The following is a 22,513-nucleotide window of genomic DNA, read 5'->3' as shown; positions in this document are numbered from 1 at the left end:
TTTTCGTGCCTGGAATATATTACAGAAAATTCAGTTTAAATATTAGCGTGGAATTATTTTAATGCGACGCTAGTGGTAAAATAAATTTAATAAACTGATAACGCAAAGCGAAAACTCCGAACGTATTTGTCCCTACAACAATTACGATAAGTGAGTTTTCGCTTTTATACTTTAGTAAACTGTAAAATTGTTGAATTTCTATAATGACGACCCTAAATTACGATAATGTCCCATATTAAATAATTTATCATGACGAATTCTATTTTGATGAATTTTTTCTATTATTTCACAATTTCTTTCATCTTATTTCACATTTATTCTGTATTATTGGAAATTGAAAGGGGATTGTAAACATTGAAAAAACTATTTGCATTAGGAATTATATTGTTAAGTATCATCTCTGTAGGTTTTATCGACAATAAGCACAAAATGAGTGCTGAGGCAGCTAAGTCTAGTTTAGAACAAGATGTACCTGATAATACAAATTGCGCATTTTGTAACATGGTTGTTTACCAAAAAAAAGATAAAATGGGTGTTTTTGCGGCACAGGCAATTAAAAAGAAAGGGAAGGTGGTTTATTACGACGACATCGGTTGTCTTTTATACGATGAAGAAAAAAGTAAAACAAAAAATAAAAAGTATGTTCGTGATTACAAAACATTGAAGTGGGTTCAAGCTGAAAAGGCGACTTATGTTAAAACATCACTAGCTTCACCAATGGATGATGGCTATATATATTTTGAAAAAGAAACTGATGCGAAGAAATATATAGCCAAACATTCAGGTACAAAGATTGTCCCGTTTAAAACTGTTCGAAAAGAGAGTATTGAGAAATATCAATAAGTATATTTTAAAAACACAATAAATTTTGGAAGGAAAATATAGAATGAGAAAATATTTAAAATTTGGATTGCTTGTATGTGTAATTTTAGTAGCATTTTTAAGTGGTAATCAAAATTCGACTGTATTTGCAGGAACTACAAATGTCCAAGCTATTAAAAATGGAGAAGTAGTTTATTATAAGAATGTATTTTCATTGTTATATGATGAATTAAATGAAGGAGTTACACTAACAAAAAAAGTTCAGGATTATAGTACAAAAAAGTGGGTTGCGTTAGATTCGATAACGATTGTTAAAACTAATACTTCAAAAAATATTTATTTCTCAAAAGAAGCAGACGCAGATCAATATATTAACGCTTATAAAACAAAAAACAATGTAACATTAAAAAAGGTTGAACTAAATACAATTAAAACTAGTGCCAAGGAAAAATATGATAAAGAAGCACCAAGTATTGTATTAAATGTGAGCACAACAAAGCCAACGAATACAGATGTTACAGTGAATGTAGATGTTACAGATAACAAGGAAGTGACCTTGATAAAATGGGCAATTGGTACAAAGCCAGCAAAAAAATTTTCAAATGTAGGCACAACATTGACAGATAACTCATTTACAGTAAGTGAAAATGGAACATATACAGTTTATGCTTTAGACAATGATGGTAATAAAAGAACAAAATCAATCACAATATCAAATATCGATAAAACAACACCAGTAATAACACTTTCAATACCTGAAAGTGATGTAACAGCAGTAAGTAAAAAAATACAAGTTTCAACTACTGATGATACTGGGATTCAAGATCAAAAATGGGCATATGGAAATAAAGGTGTAGAATACTTCGTTGATAAGGGTTCAAGAATAGCACCATTACAAAATGCGAATCAAAAGGATAAAATTATCGCACTAAAAAATGGCGTTTATACAGTGTATGCTGAAGATAAAATGGGGAATAAAGCAGTAAAAACAATTACAATCGATGGAATTTCTGAATTTACAGAAGTAACACAAACGGGTGTACATTGTGAAGTATGTCGTATGGATCTTCATAACACTGACCCAAATAAAGTGTATTCTGCCAAAGCAATTGACCAAGAAGGTACTACACATTATTTTTGTAGAATTGGATGTATGTATCATCAAGAACATGCAAATGGTATAGCATTTACTAATAAATATGTTCGTGATTATAGTGCAACAGCACCACGCTCAAATAACTGGATTGCAGTTGAAAATGCAGTAACTGTAAAATTTAATAAGAGTGAAACAGCCAAAGGAATCATGGGTTGGAATCTTTTCCACTTTACAGATTTATCAAGTGCAGCAAACTACCTAGGTGTGGGCAAAGAAAATGTAGTAGCTGAAAAATTAGAAAATATCATTGAATATACGAAAACGAATAATAAGGGAATGAATTATCAATACGAGGTTGATAAAGTAGCGCAGTAATTTTAAATAACAAAAATTTAAATACCATTTGCGACGGATAGAAAAGCGAAAACTCATGTATCGTATTTGTTGTTGAGACAAATCACGTTAGGAGTTTTCGCTTTGTGTCATTAGTTGAAACAATCTGTTTTATCATTTATTCCTTATTAATTTACAAAATTGGAGGTATTACATTCGTGGTTAAGAATCTGATTTCCATTATTATTATCATGGGTTTAATAACGATAGTTGTAATAAATGTTCTTGGTAATGAAAAAGAAACTGTGAAAACAGCTGAAACAGCTAAAAAAACCGAATCAGCATCTACTAATGAAAAAGAGGATACTACATATCAAGTAGAGTATGTAGCACCCGATTTTGAGTTGAAAACTGTAAAAGGTGAAACAGTACGTTTATCGGATTATGTAGGAAAAAAGGTAATTTTAAATTTTTGGGCAACATGGTGTCCACCTTGTAGAGAAGAAGTGCCGCATATGCAAAAGATTTATGAAGAGTATAAAAATCAAGGTATTGAAATTTTAGCGGTTAACGTAACAAATAAGGATAAAGGGGAAGAAGCGGTTGCTCAATTTGTGAAAGAACATGGACTAACTTTTGAAGTATTGTTAGATGAAGAAGGGTTTGTAGGTAGTAAATATCAAGTATTTACGCTGCCAACGACCTATATGATTGATACCAAAGGCAACATGATTGACATCATCGAAGGTCCAATGAATGAGGCATTGATGAAAGAATTAATTAACAAGGCTGAATAATAAAAATTATAAAGGACAAAATAACTTTTTGAATATAAACATAACTAAAATCCAAAATTAAGATATATACATAAGTAGAGTATTGATATTATGAAAAAATGTAATAAGTGCAATATGCAGGATTCTTAAGTTCAACTTATATTGTCGTGAAGCACGTGTAGATAAAGTGATTGTTAACTTTCTCCATACGTGTTTTTTATTTCCCTAATATAATACACCAAATATTGTATTATATTAGGTCATTTAGTATTTTACTAAATATCTAAAAAAGTTTCTGGAGGGTTTATTCTGAACATAGAGGTAAGCTATGTTTATCAATGTTTTTATGTTTCCTTGTACTAAGCGTGATGCCATTGAAAGATGTACACGCGTTTGAATGGGATGACGGGAAAATTGTTTTGGAAAAAGGAGAGGTAAAGCTAACGCTGCAACCTGGTAAAAGTGTATACATACCTATCATCTATCATTTCATAGTAGATGGTGATCACACATCCATTTGGAAAAACTTGAAGACAAAAGAAACAGTCGATCAAGGAAGTTCTGAATATGCAAACTGGGACGGCGAAGTGTCAAGTACGCTAGCGGTAACGATTAAAAACACATCATCGAAATCTATACTTATTCAAGGGAATTTAGGGAAATATCAATTAACAACAAAAAAAGTTCGTTTTCAGATGTAACGACAGATCACTATGCGTATGAAGCTATTGAGTGGGCAAAAGATAAAAAAATTATCGGAGGCTACGAAAATGGGAGATTTGGTCCGAATGATAACGTAACAGAAGCACAATTTACGAAAATGATTGTAAGTTATTTTGGATTAGAAAACACAACGAAACAATTGCCCAAATATACGGCGAACACATCATGGTCAGATGATTTTTACAATCGTTTAGCTACTTATTCGGTGCCGATGAATGGTTATTTTGATGATTCAATCCGAAATACAGCTGTAAAACGTGGTGTTGTAGCGCAAGCATTAGCGTATTTATCGGAAGGCATGTCTATGTATAGTTTAAATAATTCCGTTAATTTTTTACTTGAGTCAGGTATTTCAACAGGACAAGGCACTGTTGATATGAAAGATGTATTAAGCATGTTCGGTTATAAAAATAACTTAACACGTGCGCAGATCGTTACGTTTTTATATCGTATGGAAAACAAAAAATATAATCGATTAAGCACTGATGTTAAGAACGTTTATAGTCAATCAGCTTCTCTTTCAATCACAGAAGTAGCAAACACAGGAAAAGATCGAATTGATGCTAGGTTACGACTTGGCAATAATAGTGTGGAAAAAGCGGGCAATCCCCAAGGTGTGACAGTAGAGCAAGCAGAAAAAATTCTTCGCGAAGCACTTTCATTATCACCTACTTCAGAAGGACCAGATTACATTTTCCAAGTGTACGAGTATAATGGTACTCATAATGCTACACTAGATTGGTATGGAGTGAATATGCAAACTGGAAAATGGTATGATTGGTTAATGGCACAATGATTAAATTAATTTGTACTAATTTTTTCTAACGATGAAAAGGCAGCTCATGTTATCGCTAGTAGCAATGAAAATGTTTGAGAAATATTGTTGTTTGGTTAAAAGAGGGACTAACGAATAATAGTAATTTAGTTTGCAATCAAAACCGCACTTAGATTAATAGGGTGAACCGTATCATAAGTAAGTGAGGTATCTAATTTACTTACGATTAATTGTTAATAAAGTTGAAAAAAGCTGTGAGATGACAGTCTAGCTAAGAGATTAGTTGGGCTGTTTTTATTTTCTTTTGCTATGTATAATGCTATGACACATAGAGATTATGAAAATACATCTTCAATTATTATTAAATTTTATCCGGCTGAAATTGTTATAGAAAACCCTGGCTCTTTCCTGACAGCGAAAATTCAAGTAAAGAAAATTTAGATTATTTTCTAATATGGCTCAATACCTTTGCTGCTAACTTTGATGAACATACGAGGGATAAAGGGAGAACTAAAATAAACTTTGCTCCAAATATTTTATAATTGTATAATTTATGTATAACTTATGTATAACTGGTTGATTTGAAACAGTGTATTACTATGAATATTAAGCCCCCCACCACAATAAAAAGGATTACAATATTTGCGTGAAGCGGGGATCTAATCGTAACTATGTGTATTATTATAGATAAAAGCTAAAATAGGAGGTGGAATGAAAATGGGTTTTCCCTTGATTGGAAGAAAAAAATTATTAAATACCAGGAGGACAACTAAGCGCTCTAAAAAAGAAAAATCTAGAAGTTTAGTATTTACGAGCTCGTTATTTCTCTCCGCCCTCATAATTATCGTTATCGGATTAATGATTTCCCTGTCCATACGCGATCAACGTGGGGCGTACTTTCACCAATTTGATGAATATGGAAAAGTATTCAAATCCATAACTCAACAAAATGAACCTCTTGTTGCCGAAGCAACGAAGACAATTCTTGAGCATCAACCATTGGAGGGAAAACCATTCGAGGAACTCCCCAATATTTTGAATTCTATGAAGTCCAATCATATGGTAGCGGATGTCTATTTATTAACACCGGACATTATCAAGAAGGATGGCAAAGAATACTTATATAACTCAGAATATGGTCGGGATCCAGTTGAATATGCTGAAGAGTTAGGTACGTTATATGAAATAGATTCGGAATTTCTTAAAAGTTACGAAGATGCAATGAGAAACGGAAGCACATTAACTGATGTTTACACTGATAAAGGTGGAACTTTCATCTCGTATTTAGCGCCGATTAATGACGGAAGCGGGAAACCAGTTGCGTTGTTAGGTGTCGATTTCGATTACGGGATTGTTAAAAAGGAACTTCAACGGATTCTATGGACGAATATCACGGTTGGTATTTTTTTTGTACTTATGTTAATCGGGTTGGTTGTATTCATTCTTCGTAAAATGTTGCGCCCGCTTGCACGTTTAGCTGAAGTGTCTGAACATGCTTCGAAAGGCGATTTAACCGTTGAAATTCCTGTACTGAACCATAATGAGATTGGTAAGGCTGCAAATTCATTTAATCAGATGATTAGCGGACTTCGGGTATTGACCCATAACATACAAAATTCTTCGAATGAAGTTGCTGTATCTTCTTCTCAATTACAAGAAAGCGCTGCCCAGACCGAAGCAGCTACACAAGAAATCACAGGTGCCATTCAAAACATTGCTGTTGGGCTAGATGAACAACTTCGCCATACTAATGAGTGTCAACAATCAATGAAGGAAATGGGAATGGGTATTCATAAAATCGTAGATGCATCCTCCGTCGTCTCAGAATTGGCTTCGGTTACAGCAGATAGCGCAAATGCAGGAATGAAGGATATAGAAACAACAGTTGCTCAAATGAGCACAATTGAACAAAACTTGAAAACATCGGTCGAAGCAATCCATGGACTGAAGAAATTAAGCGATCAAGTTAGTGAAATGGTTACATTGATAGGTAGCATTGCTAATCAGACCAATTTGCTTGCACTTAACGCATCGATTGAGGCATCGCGAGCAGGTGAGCATGGTAAGGGTTTTGCTGTTGTGGCTCAAGAAATTCGTATACTCGCTGAACGGTCCAAAATCTCTTCGGAGAAAATAACTGACCTACTCCACGGCATCAGCGATCACACGAGTAAAACAGTGGTTTCTTTGGATAAATCAATGACAGAAGCCCAGGCAGGTACACACATTGCGAATAAGGCAGGGCAAACATTTAGTTCGATCGTGGAGTCGATTCAGAAAGTGTCCGATCAGATTGACGAAGTATCTGCTGCTTCGGAACAACTGTCATCAGGAAGTGAGTTAGTTGCAGCTTCACTAACAGTGCTGGAGGGTATCGCAGATTCATCTTCAGCCGACTCCGCTCACATCGCCGCTTCATCAGAAGAACAACTTGCAGCCATGCAAGAGGTAGCCAATTTTGCAGCTATGCTTTATGGGCTGGCGGATGAATTGAAACAGAGTGTTGACCGTTTCCGTGTAAAGTAGGTTACTTGTTAAAACCTCACTTAGACATGTTACGGAGAACCGTATCATGAGTAGAATTGTAGATGTAAATAGAAACGGAAATAGCATTTGAGCAATGGCTACAAGAAATAGTTTAAATGGTTATATCCAACTAACAGGTAGCAAGAGTGAAACGAAGGGGTTCAATTTATGTCCTAGTTAGAACTAAAAAAAGAGCTCATTCTATAAAATCATCAGAGAATAGGAGCAAACATTGTAGGTATCTAAAAAGGGTGTATTTTTTCATTTAGTGGGGGTACTTTTCACCAATTTCCTTGATTAGCATTAAAAAAAATTGTTGATATGGCAACGTTTTAAATATTGTACATGTCCGTAAACTAGAAAAAAGTAGGTACAAGAAAAAATCTTGTACCTACTTTTTTTATGTTGTCGCAATTTCCGCAACTTCTGCACCCACATGTACGGGTGGTTTACGATCTTTCCATGGAACAGATTCTTCTAATTGTTTCCCAAGCTGTAGAAGGGTTAGCTCATCTGCGAAGCGTCCTGTAAATTGCAGCCCGATTGGTAAGCCAGACGCACTCATCGCAAGCGGCAATGATAACGATGGTTGACCTGTTGCGTTAAACAAATTGGTAAACGGCGCGTATGTGAAAATTTGCTCTGTCCATTCAATCGCCGAGATATTTGGATTATCCGCATTTAGCTCGCCAATTTTCGCTGGTAATGTGCCAATTGTTGGGCTTAAAAGCACATCATAATCTGCAAAGAATGTCGCTACTTGACGTGATACAAGTGCATTCGTATTAATGGCTTCTAAAAGTGCGCTAGCTTTTAAGTCTTTGCCATATTCATAGCATTGCCAAATGGCTGCTTCGATATTATCGCGTGAGGGTGTTTTACCTGTTAATTCTGCTGCCCCCATAATCATTTTACAAATATTCGCTGTCCAAATATCTACTGTTGCGCGTGAAAATAGTGCTTGGTCGTAAACAGGTCGAGCTTCGACTACTACATGCCCTAACTCTTCTAATAATTTTACGGCCTTATGTACGGCCTCGATACATTCCGGATCAACGAATGCACCAGAATTTGTTTCTGTTGTCCAGGCGATTTTTAGTGGACGTACCTTTTGCTGAATGGCTTTACTGTAAGGCATATCTGGGCTTTGAATAATTGAGTAGCATCCTAAGTCTGGCCCAGCTACTTGGTCCAGTAATGTAGCGGTATCACGAATGGTTTTTGTCAGCGCAAATTCAATGGCTAGCCCATTTAATGCCTCACTATTATAAGGACCCATTGGCACGCGACCACGTGAAGGCTTTAAGCCAACGACACCACTGCATGATGCAGGAATACGAATGGATCCGCCTCCATCATTACCATGCGCGATTGGGACGATACCACTTGCGACAGAAGCGGCTGCACCGCCACTTGAACCACCAGGGCTATGATCTAGATTCCATGGGTTACGTGTTGGCCCATAAATGACAGCTTCCGTTGCGGCATTATAGCCGAACTCTGGTGTTGTGGTTGTACCGCTTAACACAAAACCAGCGTTTTTAAATCGTTTCATTAATTCACTATCGACAGACATTACAGCATTTTCTGCAACACGACTGCCCATACTATGTGGCACACCTTCCGCATGGAGTACAACTTCTTTAATTACAAATGGGACACCTGCAAATGGTTGATTATCATTTAAAGTTGAAATCGCTTTGTCAGCCTGATCCTCTAACACGCTTACAACGGCATTAATCGAAGGATTAACCTTTTCAATACCTTGTAGCGCCAATTTTGTAAGCTCTTGTGGTGTCACTTGTTTTGTTTTTACTAACTCCGCTAATCCAAGACCATCATATGATGCATATTCTTGTAAATTCATCTGATCACCTCATTATAGTTTTGACTTACAAATTCATTTTAAGTTGAGATGAAAGAAATTAATACTACCCAAAAGGATAATGCGTTATGAACGAGAATATATGAGTTTAAAATAGAAAATAGGAGGAAGTAATATTGTATGAGCATAAAGAGGTGGAGTATTTATTAGACGCAACGTTTAAGATTTCGAATATGAATATACAACAAACAGGCGAAGACTTTAAATTGAATATGTTGCAAGTATTGAGTGAATGTTTTCAATATGAGCATACGTTATTTTGGGAAGTGGCAGATGGCGAGTTAAATGAACAGCCTGCCTGTTTCAATGTAGAGACATATACGGTACAAAATTATCTACATGAATATAAATATTATGATCCTCTACACCCAGTGAATATGCAAAACCAACCCGATATTCAATTAATGCAACGAAATGAAGTAATATCAATGAAGAAAAAACGGTATTATGTTGAGCACTTTTTACAATTAAATGATTTTATAGATGAAATGGTTATGTATCTGTACAATCAGCAAAAGCCAACAGCGGCTATTGGCTTTTTACGAAAGAAAGGGGAAGCACCATTTACAGAGCAGGATAGCCGAAAGTTATTGTATGTAAAACGGTCGATTGAAAATGTATATTTATTACATCAATATGTTCAGCCAGACGAGACATTGCAAACTACACAACGTGAAAAAGAGCTGTTAATGTATTTATGTAAGGGATTCAAAAATGCAGAAATTGCCAGTTGTTTATATGTCAGTGAAAATACAGTAAAGAAGCATCTACAAAATTTGTATCGAAAATTTCAAGTAACTTCCCGAACGCAGCTTGCATTAAAATATGCAGAAAGCTTTCGAGCATAAAAATAAGATGTTGCCAATCGATAAAAACTGAGTGCTATTTTAACCAACAATCCCACCTTCTTGACCTTTCAGACCCCTCGCATCCAATGTTAGAAAAACTTAAAATGATTATTTATAGCCCTATCCTGATATACTATCGAATTACTTGAAAGATTGTTCAGCCTGTTTCAATTTATTGAGCTCCTTTAATATCGTTTAACCGACCGTTTGCTTAAAAGAAGTGAAAATGTAAATAGGGTTTAAACTATAATAAATTTAACTTTTCAAGTAAGATTTAATTAACAATAAAAGGTGGTGAGATTGTGTTTGAAAGAATAGATGAAAAGAAGGCGGCATTGGATGCTAAGCGACCGTTACCGAAATATACGGTGCAAAGTTTGCGCGAAAAGTTGTTTTTAGAATGGACGTATAACTCGAATGCAATCGAGGGTAATACGCTAACGATAAACGAAACTAAGGTAGTGCTTGAGGGAATTACTGTCGGAGGCAAAACGATGCGAGAGCATTTAGAAGTAATTAACCATCGAGATGCAATATCGTATGTTGAGGAAATTGTGCGAAAAGAAGAGCCATTTTCAGAGTGGCAAATAAAAAATTTACATCGATTAGTGTTAAAGGGAATTGATGATGAGTATGCGGGCGTGTACCGAAATCAGCAAGTATTTATTTCGGGAGCAGGCCATACACCACCAGAGGCGATCAAGATTCAAGAACAGATGGATCAATTAATGAAATGGTATGATGGGGATGCGCAAAGTTTACATCCAATAGAACGTGGTGCGATGTTGCATGCGATTTTTGTCGGCATCCATCCATTCATTGATGGTAACGGTCGAACTTCGAGATTATTGTTAAACCTTGAGTTAATGAAATCAGGATATCCGCCAATTATTATTAAAGTAGAAAATCGACTAGCATATTATAATGCGTTAGATAAAGCACATACAACTGAAGATTACCGTGATTTTATTGAGCTAGTAGCTACGGAAGTAGAATCTTCATTAAACCTTTATCTAAGCACAGTGTAAAAATAGAAAACCTTCGTTATTCTCAGCGAAAATCTGATAGAAGTTAGTAGAAAAGAGCCTTTCTAAAAGTATGTAAATGAAATAATAAGCTGTATAGAAAGTTTGATTTTTAAAAACTTCTATACAGCTTATTTTTTTTAATCCTTATATAATGTTTTAAAACATGCATCTCAGTTCATCGATCAACACTCTTAAAAAAATCGATCATGTATGCCACAAATTTGCACGGGGCATATACATAATCAAGATGCATAGTAAGAGCTTATATCGTTAACTTTTTATTGCCAGGCCACTAAAAGAAACTGGTCCAACAATGTTTGCTTGTGTGTTAGGTGTAATATTCTCAGCAAAAACCTGATAGAAGCTAGTGCCAGCTGGTAAATTGGAATCAATAGCTTGGAATGTAAAGATGTAATTTTGTTCTGAACCAGCAGATTCTACGCCATCTTGAGTATTATAGATTTCTTTCCCGTTACGGAAGACTCTAAATATAATTTGGGAAATATTTGTAACTCCTGCCACACCGATGCTTGCAAGTAGCTCAACGTGATTATTTCTTGAAGCGGTGCCTGGAATGTTTATTTGAATCGAAGCTAAAAGAACTCTAAATGGAGCCTGTGGAATTGGAAAAGCAGTGTTTGGGTTAAACGTACTTAGAGGTTCAGTTGCTTGGTAATCAAGAACTTGCGCCATTTTATCACCTCCTTTTGCTAGGATACTATAAGATATGTTCTATATTAGAGCTTTGATTGTGTAGTAAACTAAGCCGTGTTATTTTATTAAACTTGTTTAGTCAACTGTTCTAGTTCTTCTGGAATTGTGAGCTTTCAAATTAAAATCATTTAGATTTATTATCATAGTTTGAGGGAATAAAATAGGTGAAAAGGTATGTGAACATAGTTGTTTTGCATACCTTTTTAGATGAGTTGGATTAAAAATGGTGTTTAAATTGGAGGCAGATCTTCTTTTTGCATTGAAATGAGCCAAATAAAATCATCCTCAATAATAATTTGAATGTCTTGGCCGAGGCTAATCAATTTCTCGGCTTTTAATTGTTTCGTACTTATACCGCGACGTTTGTCCCCAAGAATAACGAAATCGGTTTCTTGTGTCAAAGTCCCTTGCATAATCCCTCCATAAGCTCGTACTTTTTTCGCAGCTTCTGAACGTGTCATAGTGGAAAGGGCCCCAGTAAAGACGATTTGTTTATTATAAAACGGATGCATCAAGCATTCGGATGGGGCAGAAAGTAAGATGACTTCTGTGTTGTCCTTATTGTTGTTCATGTTGGTTCTCCTTGATGAAATGAAAGATTTCTACCTTCATGGAGAATAGTATCATATAGATCTCTTCTTCATGATTACTTGTATCAACAGATATAAAACTAAGAGTATGTGAAAAATAAATTGATTTCGCGTACTTTTTCCAAAAGAAGGATATTGTAAATGTTACTCGAACTATAGAATAGAGTGACAAAAAAATAAAAGTTCTTGTTCAAAAAACTAGCTCATTAGCACGAGAAAAATAAGGCGAAAAGGATGGTTCATGGTGATTCAATTCCAAAAAGAAAATATTACAGTTTTTCAAAGCGTATTATATATGACTACCTCGGCAATCATTGAAACTAATGAAGCAGTAATTATGACAGATCCTAATTGGTTACCTACTGAAATTGAAGAAATTAAGAGCTATATCAACGAGATTATAGGTGATAAACAATTATATATTATTTACACACATAGCGATTTTGATCATATTATTGGGTCTGGGGCATTCCCAGAAGCTAAGGTAATTGCATCTAAACAATTTGATGAAAATCCTAACAAAGAAGACAGCATTCAAAAAATTAAACAGTTTGACCAAGGATATTATTTGAATAGAAACTATTCAGTTGTTTATCCAACTGTAGATATTATTGTTTCAGAGGATGGGCATAAATTAGAATTAGATTCCCAAACCATAACATTTTATCAAGCACCTGGTCATACGAATGATGGTTTATTTACAGTTATTGAGCCTTATGGTCTGTTTCTTTCTGGCGATTATTTGTCAGATATTGAGTTCCCGTTCATTTTTAGCAACTATAAAGACTATGTAAATACGGTCAATAAAGCTGAAAATATTTTGCTAAATCATCATATAACGACCCATATACCTGGACACGGTTTAACAACACAAAATCAACAGGAAATTCGAAAAAGGATAAACGATTCTAAGTATTACTTAGAGCAGCTTCTTCATGATAATGGAGAGTTAGAAAGATATTTAAGTCTAGAGTATCCATTTTTTGAAGGAATGAAAAGCATCCATACTGACAATAAGAAGATGGCTAAAGAAAATGTGGAGTAGATAAGCTTTAGAGGAAATATACTTGAAGGACCGAATCGAGTGCGATTAACTCTAGAAAGTGAAGTATTAAAAGGCTCATTAAAGGAGACCGACCATTTTAGACGGTCTCTTTTTTTCTTAAACTTGTACCTCACTCATGAATGCATGAGTATTATCTTCTGTATCTTTAAAAAATACCATCCATGTTTCGGTTTGTCCCATTTTTGCTACTACATGTGGTTCGTCGATAAACGTAACATTTTTATTTACTAAATCCTCATATGTCTTGCTCATATTTTCAACTTGAAAATAAATAATTGAACTAGAATAAATGAATTCGTCTTTTTCTGGCAGGCTTAACAAAAGACGCAATCCATTACAATCAAAAAATGCCATGCTATCAGTATTAAATAAAAGTGAAAGCCCCAGTTTTTCTTTATAAAAGTGTATTGCTCGATCTAATTCTTTAACTGGGATTCCGATTTGTCCGACTTTTTGAATCATATTCATTTCCAATGAGATTATCCCCTTTCAAATATGAAACTTGTCCTGATTGCGCTGAAGTAATAATAATTAAGGCTTCAATCAGTAGGCATTGTGGCTATCGACTTAATAATACACTATAAGAAAAGCATTCAGTGCTTATTTTTTTCGTTTTGAGAAGGTAAAACTGAGCCACAAGTAAATTTTTATTTTTAACAAATACTTGGATTCAAATGAATATCTTTGGTAATGAATAGGTAATTTTTCTTAATTCTTTTGATTATGTATATATAGTCAATTTTAGATTACTTAGATATTAGTTAATTCATCCGTACATATTTTCTGCACATTGTCCAATACTATATCTAGATTACAGGTGTGTTGATTAACCATTTTTATACATCCAAAGAGGCTGATTTCCGCTACGGGCTACTCGCTTTCCTGCGGGCGAGCGTCGAGCCGCTTCCTCCGCTTCGCTCCGTGCAGGGTCTCGTCTGTCTCGCTTTCCCGCGGGAGTCGAGTAGCCCTACGCTACAATCAGTTAAAATGGAAATATATTGGCAAAGTGGTAACGAAAAAATCCTTTTATCGCTCAATAATAAACTTATTTTTTCCTAATCAACACGCCTGTCTAGATTATTTATTAAATTGGCACGAAGGGAAGAGGCAAAATTGGCTAAGCACTCAGATATGAGCTGGAAACAGGATCATCCAAGCACTTTGTTTGGGAACTCTGTCCAAAAGGCAGAGCGTTTGTTGAAGCATGCAAAGTCACATCCGGAGGAGATAGCGATTGAGCATGCTTTCAATCAAATCGAACATGCAGAAAATGCATTCATGAATGCAAAGCAATTTGGTGAGCATTTGGATACAGTCCAACAAAATAAAGAATACTTAGAGAAGATCAAGCAGCAATTACACGAAATGCAAGGCAAACAGTAGATAGAAGAAATAAAAATAATGCTTTAAGCGGTTTAAGCCCTATAATCTAAAGGACTTAAGCCGCTTAATTTTATTCTTTTTGTTTGCAGTAAATACACTGTTCGTCGATTTTTTATGTGGAATATTGCGAAGATGAGCTTAATACCTGGGTGATTGAGTACCTTTCCTGGGAAATATTTTATAATTTTACATTCGGTTTAAATTTTGTATTAAAAACAGATGCCATAAATATAGTCGATCATGTAAAGCTTCCAGTCGGAACGAAGATCAACCGCACATGAGGGTAAAGCCACATTTTTAATTAACACCAAACAATTATATTATACGGTGTAGTTTGTGCAGGAATACTTCTTGTAGTAGGTCCATAGATAACAATTAGGTTTCGATTTGCTGGGCTTTTTGAAAAAGGCTGCCCATTTTTAAGCAAGATAAGTGTATAAGCAGAAAGATTTAGTTGTAATTGGCCATCACTACTCACTAATTGGTTATTAAAAAAGTCGACTTTGACATTTTGATAGTTATTTTCCTTTACGACTACGAGTGCTCGATATTGAGGCGGATATATCAAAGGTACAGGTGCGTCCCCATCATAATATCCAGTAATCTGATCACCGATTGTTACAATTTCTTGATTTACAAAATAAGTAGAAGGTGAGACAACAAAATTGACGATGCCCCTAGTACTATCTTCTACCGTCATAAGTTTATAGCAACCTTCCTTTTCTCCATTTTGCCCGATCGGAAAATCATCAATCTGAGTAACGACTCCTCGAAATGATTTAAAATTTACCATAGCCATTCCTTTCTTTATTAAATCTAAATCGATCATTGGTGAGACAAAAGCTTTGATTATTGTTTACCCAAAGGAACTGATTTGAATTCAAAAAAGCAATCTTATAATAAGTACTTTAATACAGCATCATTTTAATTTATGTAACATCTCCAATTTGGGTGACAGAGAGTGATATTAATATTAAAAGGTTAGGTTTCTATATTACATGAATCAATATATACTTAATTTGCAAACTATAAACGTTATTTTTTCAGAGGAGGGGAGCCTATTGAAGTGGATTTCTAAAAATAAGAAACCTCTTTTACTATGCATCATTATTATTATTTTCATTGCTGGGATACTCGATATCAAATATGAAGGATTGTTCTTTCAACTATTGCCAGAGTCTATTCAAAACCGTTTAGCTGATATTTTCAAATAAGTAAAAATGTATTTTCTAGGGCACAGAGAATGGCTATAAGACTCTTTTATTCATAGTTGAATTGGCTTTATGAATTAATTAGCAACAGCAGTATATTTCTTATACTAACGATAGGTAGTAGTTCTAGAGGATTGATTGTGGCTCTTTCGATTAAAATCTGTTGACATGGAGTTAACTCCATCTTTTAAAGTGAATGTATTAAAAGAATGGGGTGATGTAAATGGATATTATTACTTATGTATTGATAGGGTTATACGCAGTATTAACAGGGGTTGCAGGCTTGCATCAATGGAAAGAGAATGGATATCAAATACGAACATTCTTATTTGTGGTCTTATCTATCAGTATTTTTGTAACGATATTTTTACCAAACAAAGCGCTCGTGCTGATGTTGCTAATCCTTGAATTTGTACTATTACATGTACTAGCAGTTGCGGAAGGGTTATTAACAAATAAACAGCTTAGATATAGTCACCATATCGTTCGCTTCATTTTCCATTGTATCCTGCTATTAATGGTTTATAAATTTATAGAATAGTAGGTGATGGTCATAAAAATCGGTGAATTTGCTACATGTACTGATCTTAGTAAAGATACAATCCGTTATTACGAAAAAATGGGCTTATTACATCCGGAAATAAAAAACAAACATCGTGAGTATAATGAGGATCATATTGAAATCATTAGTACAATTCTTAAACTAAAGCAATGTGGTTTTTCACTTCAAGAAATTAAAATGCTTTTTGAATGGTCACAAAATACTGATGAAAATGATGAATTGACAGAAGCGGAAATTCAAAACGTTCAACAACTGAAAATATTATTTCAAAATAAGTATAAGCAGATGATTCAAAGAGAAAATGAGATTAAACAAATAAAGCAAGTTTTACTACGTGCCGATCATAAAATGGAGCAGCTACTAGAAAAAAATAGAGGCTAGATGGGTGTTCTAAAGAGAATGTGGAAAATGCGCTAACTAACAATAGAGAAAAGTGGAACATCAATAAAAAAGATAATATTTTATAATTTAACGCAGCTAATAAGGCTGTGTTTTTTCATTTATAGAGTTAAAGGTTTTTTTTAAAAATACCTGGAATATATTAAAGAAAGGTGATGATAATTTTATGGAAGAATGGAAAATGGCGCTTGATGAGTTTTTAAAAGATTGGAAGAACCGAAATGATGTTGTAGGGGCACTTGTATGTGGGAGTTACATAACAGGAAATCCTTCTAGACGCTCTGATATAGATGTACATATTATTTTATCTGATGATGTTGATTGGAGAGAGAGAGGGAACAGAAATATAAATGGTTTTCTTATAGAATATTTTGCTAATCCACCACAACAAATTCGTAAATACTTTCAAGGGGATTATCAAACCCAAAGAACAATGTCCATGGTTCAAATTATTACAGGAAAGATTTTATTTGATGACACGGGAATACTTAATGAATTAAAAATCGAAGCTGAACATTGGCTAAACAATGAATATGAAGAATTAAATAAAACAGTATTAGAAATAAAAAAATATTCATTATGGGATTCATTAGACAATTTAAAGGATTGTTTTGAACAAAATAGAGTGGATTTCTCTTTTGTATATTTTAACTCATTAGCTAAATTATTTTCTGAGTACTGTCAGTTCTTAAGGTTAGAAAGCATTCCGTACGATCAAGTACACTCTTATCTTGTAGATCCAGTATATTTAAAAAAATATCTAAAAAGTGTTTTTCCTGATTCGATATTTAAAGAAATGTTTTTAAAAGCATTACTAGAAGTGGACAAACAAAGGATGATGGAGGCATATGAAGAGTTAGTAAACCATGTATTAAATCAGATGGGTGGTTTTAAGATAGATGGTTGGAAAATAAAAAGTTCTGTCGAAAAATAGGATGAGATTTGATTTTTTGGTCAGAATAAAAAAAGAAATAATTTTAAAATAACAGTAGAAAGTATTGGGAAAATTCGGTATATTTTTATATGTAGTGGGGCTGGTGCAAAAACAAGACTGGTTCCATATTTGTATGTTATTATATAGATATAATAATTAAAAAATCATCATTATTATATGAAAATGCTAGCCAATTTTAGGACAATTATTCCATAAGACTTAAATAAAGGTTGGGTATATTAGTGAGGGTAAATGAGGTTTTTCTCTTGATTTATTAAGGAAAAGGCTTGAAAAATGCACATAATTCTCATATAGATAGTTGATATTTTAATCTTTATGTAATTATGATACACTGCAATAAGGTAATAATTGATACAGAAAAGGTGTACTCCTAGGTTACTCCGTGGCTTACTGTGACATCTAAGCAGGAGAGCTTTACATCCTTTCTGCAAATCTTAATATATAAGGAAGGTAAAAATGAGTAACAGACAAATTAAATCAGATGTTATCTTAATTGGTGCCGGAATCATGAGTGCTACTTTGGGGACAATGCTCAAAGAATTAGCGCCAGATTGGAAAATTACAGTGTTTGAGCAGCTCGATAAAGCTGGTGAAGAAAGTTCTCACGAATTAAATAATGCGGGAACTGGGCATGCGGCACTTTGTGAGCTTAACTACACTTCAGAGAAAAAAGATGGATCAATCGATATTAGCAAAGCGATTAACGTTAATGAACAATTCCATGTTTCAAAACAGTTCTGGTCTTACCTTGTGAACAACCAACTGATCAATAATCCACAAGACTTTATTATGCCTTTACCTCATATGAGCTTAGTACAAGGTGCAGACAATGTAGAGTTTCTAAAAAAACGTCATGAAACAATGACAAAAAATCCTTTATTCCAAGGCATGGAATTTTCTGATAACCCAGAAAAACTAAAGGAATGGATTCCTCTTATTATGCAGGATCGTCCAGCAGATGAAGCTATCGCTGCGACAAAAATTGACACTGGTACAGACGTTAACTTTGGTGCATTAACACGTATGTTATTCGACCACTTAAAAAATAAAGACGTTGACATCAACTACAACCATAGTGTTCAAAGCATGAAACGTACAAGCGATGGTTCATGGGAAGTACGAGTGCACGATAAGGATGGCTGTAAAATGGAATACCATACAGCAAAATTTGTCTTCCTTGGAGCTGGTGGAGGAAGCCTAGAATTACTTCAAAAATCAGGCATTCCTGAAGGGAAACATATTGGTGGATTCCCAATCAGTGGTTTATTCTTAGTATGTAAAAACCAAGAAGTTGCTGAACAACATCATGCGAAAGTATACGGAAAAGCTAAAGTTGGTGCTCCACCAATGTCTGTTCCGCATCTTGATACACGCTATATTGATAACAAAAAATCATTACTATTTGGACCGTTCGCAGGTTTCTCACCTAAGTTCTTAAAAACAGGTTCAAATATGGACTTATTTGCTTCTGTAAAACCGCATAATATTACAACGTTATTAGCGGCAGGGGTTAAAGAAATGGGATTAACAAAATATTTAATCCAACAACTTATGCTATCTAAAGAACAACGTATGGAAGAACTACGTGAATTCATCCCGAATGCTAAGAGCGATGATTGGGATATTATCGTAGCTGGTCAACGTGTACAAGTTATTAAAGATACTGAAGCTGGCGGTAAAGGAACACTTCAATTTGGTACTGAAGTTGTAAATGCTTCTGATGGCTCAATCGCTGCATTACTTGGAGCTTCTCCTGGTGCTTCTACTGCTGTACACGTTATGCTTGAGGTAATCAATAAATGTTTCCCTCAACATGTTCAAGAGTGGGAATCTAAAATTAAAGAAATGATTCCATCTTATGGCAAGTCATTAGCAGAAAACCCAGAGCTTCTTAAGAAAATTAATGAATCAACTGACGAAGCGCTTCGTTTAAAATAAAATCTATGTAGAAACAAAGGATGTAAGCATTTGTTTCTACAAAATATAATATAGAACCTTCATTCTAATTTTGGAATGAAGGTTCTATTTTTTTTTCACAAATCATTGAGGAAGAATGTGTTGCAAAAAAATAAGCTGTAATGAGAACTTTCACTCATATTAACTAATATATTAAAATAAGCATTAATTAATGATAGATGCGATGAAAAAAGTTGAAGGGAGAGTAAGATGAGAAAAATATTGATGAAGTATATGACGAAGTATTCGACTCTTAATGAAGAACAACAACAAGCGATTGTTGAAGAGATAGAAATTGAGGAATTTAAAAAAGGAACAGTCCTACTAAGGCAAGGAGACCTGCCAACTAAATGTTATTTTGTATTAAAGGGATGTATTAGGCAGTATGCTGTAGATGAAACCGGAAAGGAAGTCACGTCCAATTTCTATACAGAAGAACAAGCCATTTCGAATATGAATCATCATAAACAGGATAAGTCATCCTCGTACACTTTCTCCTGTTTAGAGGACTGCATATTGGTAGTAGGTGATCTTGTTACTGAAAAAGATATGTATCACAAATATACACAATTGGAAGCAATGACTCGCATGATGATAGAGCATAGCTTTGGTGAGATGCAAGATGAATTAGCTTCTTATATTGCATCTACACCAGAGGAACGCTATAAATTATTATTACAGAAACGACCTTATTTAGTTGACCGTGTACCCCAGCATCAATTAGCGAGTTACCTTGGTATTACGCCAGAATCCTTAAGTAGAATTAAGAAACGAATTAATAAATAAATGTTAGGAGGATGTTATATAGCTTTAGAGACTTTTCCTCCTCTAATTAGCAACCATATACCAAAGCCTAACTCTCCTAAAATCATAGGTACATTAAAAATAAGTTTAAGAATTGAAATAACTTCATCATATTGTGAAAAAAACACGATAAATACATTAATAATGATATAGCCTATTGCGGCAAGCAATAATAAAATGCTAATGACTTTAGGGATTTCGGATGATTTGCAAGCAATATAGCCTATAACCATAAGATGTCCTCCAAAAATAATTAAATCAATAGCCCAAATCGTTTCAAATGCTTCAAGAAATAACATGACATGTGACTGAAGTTGATCAATATTAAATGAAAAATTACCTATGCCATTAGAAAGAAGTAATACAAAGACTAAATTTAGAATGGCCACACCTAATATAGTCGTATAGGTGAGACGGAGCCATGCTGCGAGCAATGCAAGGTTTCTATTAATGGGCTCTAAAAAGGTGTAAAACGCCCAAGTAACCACAATGTCAGCAATTAGGATGATCATCCAGCCAAAAATTTCAGCTTTGAAAAGCATAGTTGATGACGTTAAGTTATTAAAAATGGCACTAGCATCTCCTTGCAGCACAAGGTTTTCATGGACAAAACCATAGGAAAAAAATGCGGCAAGTGCCATGATGATGAGAGCTGTTCCCCCAATTAAAGCCGATTTTCGTCGATTGGAATGTCCGTGTATTGTTGTACTCATACCAAACCCTCCTTTTAAATGTTGTTTTTATTTTAACTGGATGATTATGATGGAGCATTGACTTAAATCAAGGGATAAAAAATATTAAATAATGTTACGAATCTTGCAATCTCCACGACATTTTCCCATTTTCCTGTAAGGCTTATGGACCGTTGTGTTCTATAAAGTTGTTTTCTATACTTTTCATAAACTCTTGGAAGGAGCAGAATGGATGATAAAGCTAAAAGATATTGGGAAATTTAATGAACTGCCGGAAATTGCAATGTATATATACAACGGAAATATTCCTGCTTTACTGGTTGCTATTGAAGAGGGGTGGGATATTGAAGAGGACATTATATTGAGTAAACATATCTCGTTAAGTCCGTTAGATTTGGCGCTTATTTCGCAAAGATTGAATGTTGTAAAGTTATTAGTAGAGCTTGGTGTCAACTTGAACGTTAACAACAATCCAGCTTTTTTGCAGGCTGTTCGTTATTGCAAGGAGGATGTAGTTCGCTATATTGTGGCGCATGGAGCGAAGCTGGACATGCTCAATCAAGTAGGGTCTGGTGCCTATTCACAGGCCTACTAGGGTAATAAAAAAAATATTCCACTCATTCATGAACTAGGTTTGAATATAAAGCAACATGGTGGGCCCGTATTGCGTCAAGCTGTGTCGAATCATGATATGAAGATCCTTACATATTTACTCGATCAAGGGGTGGATATTAATTATAATCAGCCGAATATGGTTTACCCTTTTGGAGCGACGCCATTAACAGAGGCAACACGAATGGGAAATCTAGCAATAGTGAAATACTTGGTTGAGCGTGGCGCCAACGTTTCTCTAGCAGAAAAGGATGGCGACCGTCCATATACAATTGCAGTTGGCAATAAAAATATAGCTCTGGCCGACTATTTGAAATCACAGGAGCCATCTGAGCTGCATGATTTAGAAAACAAAAAATATGAGCTAAAAAAATATAAATTGAGCGATGAGCTGATTAGCTTTCTAACAGGAGATAAGCTGCATCTTGAGCTGGATACAAATGATTTTGAAATCAGATATATCGACTTTTTCACACTAACAGATACTATTGAAATGAAGATTGGTCGTCAAAAGCTACTACGTTTGTCAGCGCATGTCGACAATTATTCAGATTTACAAATAGTATGGAATCCAAAGAAAGAAGGGCAAATTGGCTGCTATGATGTGGAGCATCAGGAGTATGCTGATTTGTGTAGCTTTAAAGAATTTCTTGTAAAGCCTGAAACATATCTCATCAATTTTCTTGAAGGGGAGCTGTAAAGGAGAATAACCATATTTCTTGTCACGCGACCTAAACCATTTCAACATGAGTTTCTT

22 protein-coding genes and 2 pseudogenes are annotated in these 22,513 nt (G+C 34.6%); 18 read left to right on the top strand and 6 right to left on the bottom strand.

The genetic code is table 11. From position 1 onward, the window contains the following. Positions 1-354: 354 nt before the first annotated feature. The 7 genes and pseudogenes from AMS59_RS06325 (at position 355) to AMS59_RS06300 (ending at position 7,051) form a co-directional block, all read left to right on the top strand. Positions 355-843, top strand: coding sequence for a nitrous oxide reductase accessory protein NosL (locus tag AMS59_RS06325; protein ID WP_053482914.1), 489 nt, complete (start codon positions 355-357; stop codon positions 841-843). Positions 844-886: 43 nt separating this feature from the next. Beyond that, the gene (locus AMS59_RS06320) at positions 887-2,293 is read left to right on the top strand and encodes a nitrous oxide reductase accessory protein NosL (RefSeq protein WP_053482913.1); all 1,407 of its coding nucleotides are present in this window, start codon (positions 887-889) and stop codon (positions 2,291-2,293) included. Positions 2,294-2,397: 104 nt separating this feature from the next. Next, complete coding sequence (locus AMS59_RS06315; protein ID WP_053482912.1) at positions 2,398-3,048, top strand: peroxiredoxin; 651 nt, start codon at positions 2,398-2,400, stop codon at positions 3,046-3,048. A 398-nt stretch (positions 3,049-3,446) separates the two neighbouring features. Further along, positions 3,447-3,728, top strand: coding sequence for a hypothetical protein (locus tag AMS59_RS06310; protein ID WP_234007698.1), 282 nt, complete (start codon positions 3,447-3,449; stop codon positions 3,726-3,728). Then, a pseudogene (locus AMS59_RS26905) lies at positions 3,689-3,781 on the top strand (hypothetical protein); the annotation flags it as partial. The gene AMS59_RS06310 and the pseudogene AMS59_RS26905, both read left to right, overlap by 40 nt. A 66-nt stretch (positions 3,782-3,847) precedes the next feature. After that, a complete protein-coding gene (locus tag AMS59_RS06305; protein ID WP_053482910.1) occupies positions 3,848-4,546 on the top strand; it encodes a hypothetical protein in 699 nt (232 codons plus the stop codon). Positions 4,547-5,236: 690 nt separating this feature from the next. Continuing rightward, complete coding sequence (locus AMS59_RS06300; RefSeq protein ID WP_082337407.1) at positions 5,237-7,051, top strand: methyl-accepting chemotaxis protein; 1,815 nt, start codon at positions 5,237-5,239, stop codon at positions 7,049-7,051. Between the two features lie 400 nt (positions 7,052-7,451). Here the strand turns inward: AMS59_RS06300 and AMS59_RS06295 are convergent, their stop codons facing one another. Beyond that, positions 7,452-8,918, bottom strand: coding sequence for an amidase (locus AMS59_RS06295; RefSeq protein WP_053482908.1), 1,467 nt, complete (start codon positions 8,916-8,918; stop codon positions 7,452-7,454). Positions 8,919-9,052: 134 nt separating this feature from the next. On the opposite strand from AMS59_RS06295, the gene AMS59_RS06290 reads away from it, so the two are divergent. Both AMS59_RS06290 and AMS59_RS06285 read left to right on the top strand, forming a co-directional pair. After that, positions 9,053-9,784, top strand: coding sequence for a LuxR C-terminal-related transcriptional regulator (locus AMS59_RS06290; protein WP_053482907.1), 732 nt, complete (start codon positions 9,053-9,055; stop codon positions 9,782-9,784). A 302-nt stretch (positions 9,785-10,086) separates the two neighbouring features. Then, positions 10,087-10,812, top strand: a complete 726-nt coding sequence (locus AMS59_RS06285; protein ID WP_053482906.1) for a Fic family protein — start codon at positions 10,087-10,089, stop codon at positions 10,810-10,812. Positions 10,813-11,082: 270 nt separating this feature from the next. Here AMS59_RS06285 and AMS59_RS06280 read toward each other — a convergent pair whose 3' ends face one another. Further along, positions 11,083-11,505 (bottom strand): hypothetical protein, encoded by a 423-nt coding sequence (locus AMS59_RS06280; RefSeq protein WP_053482905.1) that lies wholly within the window; start codon positions 11,503-11,505, stop codon positions 11,083-11,085. Between the two features lie 251 nt (positions 11,506-11,756). Next, on the bottom strand, positions 11,757-12,098 hold the full coding sequence (locus AMS59_RS06275; protein ID WP_053482904.1) for a BRCT domain-containing protein: 342 nt from the start codon (positions 12,096-12,098) through the stop codon (positions 11,757-11,759). A gap of 259 nt (positions 12,099-12,357) precedes the next feature. Here AMS59_RS06275 and AMS59_RS06270 point away from each other — a divergent pair, with 259 nt between their 5' ends. Continuing rightward, the gene (locus tag AMS59_RS06270; protein ID WP_369814310.1) at positions 12,358-13,161 is read left to right on the top strand and encodes an MBL fold metallo-hydrolase; all 804 of its coding nucleotides are present in this window, start codon (positions 12,358-12,360) and stop codon (positions 13,159-13,161) included. 117 nt (positions 13,162-13,278) lie between these two features. On the opposite strand, the gene AMS59_RS06265 is transcribed toward AMS59_RS06270, so the two are convergent. Further along, entirely contained in the window at positions 13,279-13,656 is a 378-nt protein-coding gene (locus AMS59_RS06265) for a VOC family protein (protein WP_053482903.1), read from the bottom strand. Between the two features lie 639 nt (positions 13,657-14,295). Here AMS59_RS06265 and AMS59_RS06260 point away from each other — a divergent pair. Then, the gene (locus tag AMS59_RS06260; RefSeq protein ID WP_053482902.1) at positions 14,296-14,565 is read left to right on the top strand and encodes a hypothetical protein; all 270 of its coding nucleotides are present in this window, start codon (positions 14,296-14,298) and stop codon (positions 14,563-14,565) included. 301 nt (positions 14,566-14,866) lie between these two features. Here AMS59_RS06260 and AMS59_RS06255 read toward each other — a convergent pair whose 3' ends face one another. Continuing rightward, entirely contained in the window at positions 14,867-15,358 is a 492-nt protein-coding gene (locus AMS59_RS06255) for a hypothetical protein (protein WP_053482901.1), read from the bottom strand. Between the two features lie 268 nt (positions 15,359-15,626). Between AMS59_RS06255 and AMS59_RS06250 the strand changes: the two genes are divergently transcribed. The 6 genes from AMS59_RS06250 (at position 15,627) to AMS59_RS06225 (ending at position 20,434) form a co-directional block, all read left to right on the top strand. After that, on the top strand, positions 15,627-15,779 hold the full coding sequence (locus tag AMS59_RS06250) for a hypothetical protein (RefSeq protein WP_234007697.1): 153 nt from the start codon (positions 15,627-15,629) through the stop codon (positions 15,777-15,779). A gap of 220 nt (positions 15,780-15,999) precedes the next feature. Continuing rightward, a complete protein-coding gene (locus AMS59_RS06245; protein ID WP_053482899.1) occupies positions 16,000-16,317 on the top strand; it encodes a hypothetical protein in 318 nt (105 codons plus the stop codon). 6 nt (positions 16,318-16,323) lie between these two features. After that, positions 16,324-16,719, top strand: coding sequence for a MerR family transcriptional regulator (locus tag AMS59_RS06240; RefSeq protein WP_053482898.1), 396 nt, complete (start codon positions 16,324-16,326; stop codon positions 16,717-16,719). 184 nt (positions 16,720-16,903) lie between these two features. After that, positions 16,904-17,671 carry a nucleotidyltransferase domain-containing protein gene (locus AMS59_RS06235; RefSeq protein ID WP_053482897.1) on the top strand — a complete coding sequence of 256 codons (768 nt, stop codon included), beginning with the start codon at positions 16,904-16,906 and terminating at the stop codon, positions 17,669-17,671. A gap of 477 nt (positions 17,672-18,148) precedes the next feature. Further along, on the top strand, positions 18,149-19,630 hold the full coding sequence (locus AMS59_RS06230) for a malate:quinone oxidoreductase (protein WP_053482896.1): 1,482 nt from the start codon (positions 18,149-18,151) through the stop codon (positions 19,628-19,630). Between the two features lie 228 nt (positions 19,631-19,858). After that, positions 19,859-20,434, top strand: coding sequence for a Crp/Fnr family transcriptional regulator (locus AMS59_RS06225; RefSeq protein ID WP_053482895.1), 576 nt, complete (start codon positions 19,859-19,861; stop codon positions 20,432-20,434). A gap of 14 nt (positions 20,435-20,448) precedes the next feature. Here AMS59_RS06225 and AMS59_RS06220 read toward each other — a convergent pair whose 3' ends face one another. Beyond that, a complete protein-coding gene (locus tag AMS59_RS06220) occupies positions 20,449-21,165 on the bottom strand; it encodes a DUF4386 domain-containing protein (protein ID WP_053482894.1) in 717 nt (238 codons plus the stop codon). A 211-nt stretch (positions 21,166-21,376) separates the two neighbouring features. Here AMS59_RS06220 and AMS59_RS06215 point away from each other — a divergent pair. After that, positions 21,377-22,456: pseudogene (locus tag AMS59_RS06215) on the top strand (ankyrin repeat domain-containing protein). The last annotated feature ends 57 nt before the right edge of the window (positions 22,457-22,513 follow it).

This window comes from Lysinibacillus sp. FJAT-14745, assembly GCF_001275675.1.
Classification (GTDB): Bacteria; Bacillota; Bacilli; order Bacillales_A; family Planococcaceae; genus Lysinibacillus.
Note: the sequence above shows the minus strand (reverse complement) of the source record. Positions and strands in the feature narration are given on the sequence as shown.

Excerpts from the sequence above, each read along its gene's own strand:
- AMS59_RS06320 (WP_053482913.1), top strand. The coding sequence starts at position 887 with ATGAGAAAATATTTAAAATTTGGATTGCTTGTATGTGTAATTTTAGTA.
- AMS59_RS06305 (WP_053482910.1), top strand. The coding sequence starts at position 3,848 with ATGATTGTAAGTTATTTTGGATTAGAAAACACAACGAAACAATTGCCC.
- AMS59_RS06300 (WP_082337407.1), top strand. The coding sequence starts at position 5,237 with ATGAAAATGGGTTTTCCCTTGATTGGAAGAAAAAAATTATTAAATACC.
- AMS59_RS06295 (WP_053482908.1), bottom strand. The coding sequence starts at position 8,918 with ATGAATTTACAAGAATATGCATCATATGATGGTCTTGGATTAGCGGAG.
- AMS59_RS06280 (WP_053482905.1), bottom strand. The coding sequence starts at position 11,505 with ATGGCGCAAGTTCTTGATTACCAAGCAACTGAACCTCTAAGTACGTTT.
- AMS59_RS06275 (WP_053482904.1), bottom strand. The coding sequence starts at position 12,098 with ATGAACAACAATAAGGACAACACAGAAGTCATCTTACTTTCTGCCCCA.
- AMS59_RS06270 (WP_369814310.1), top strand. The coding sequence starts at position 12,358 with ATGGTGATTCAATTCCAAAAAGAAAATATTACAGTTTTTCAAAGCGTA.
- AMS59_RS06255 (WP_053482901.1), bottom strand. The coding sequence starts at position 15,358 with ATGGTAAATTTTAAATCATTTCGAGGAGTCGTTACTCAGATTGATGAT.
- AMS59_RS06245 (WP_053482899.1), top strand. The coding sequence starts at position 16,000 with ATGGATATTATTACTTATGTATTGATAGGGTTATACGCAGTATTAACA.
- AMS59_RS06240 (WP_053482898.1), top strand. The coding sequence starts at position 16,324 with ATGGTCATAAAAATCGGTGAATTTGCTACATGTACTGATCTTAGTAAA.
- AMS59_RS06235 (WP_053482897.1), top strand. The coding sequence starts at position 16,904 with ATGGAAGAATGGAAAATGGCGCTTGATGAGTTTTTAAAAGATTGGAAG.
- AMS59_RS06230 (WP_053482896.1), top strand. The coding sequence starts at position 18,149 with ATGAGTAACAGACAAATTAAATCAGATGTTATCTTAATTGGTGCCGGA.
- AMS59_RS06225 (WP_053482895.1), top strand. The coding sequence starts at position 19,859 with ATGAGAAAAATATTGATGAAGTATATGACGAAGTATTCGACTCTTAAT.
- AMS59_RS06220 (WP_053482894.1), bottom strand. The coding sequence starts at position 21,165 with ATGAGTACAACAATACACGGACATTCCAATCGACGAAAATCGGCTTTA.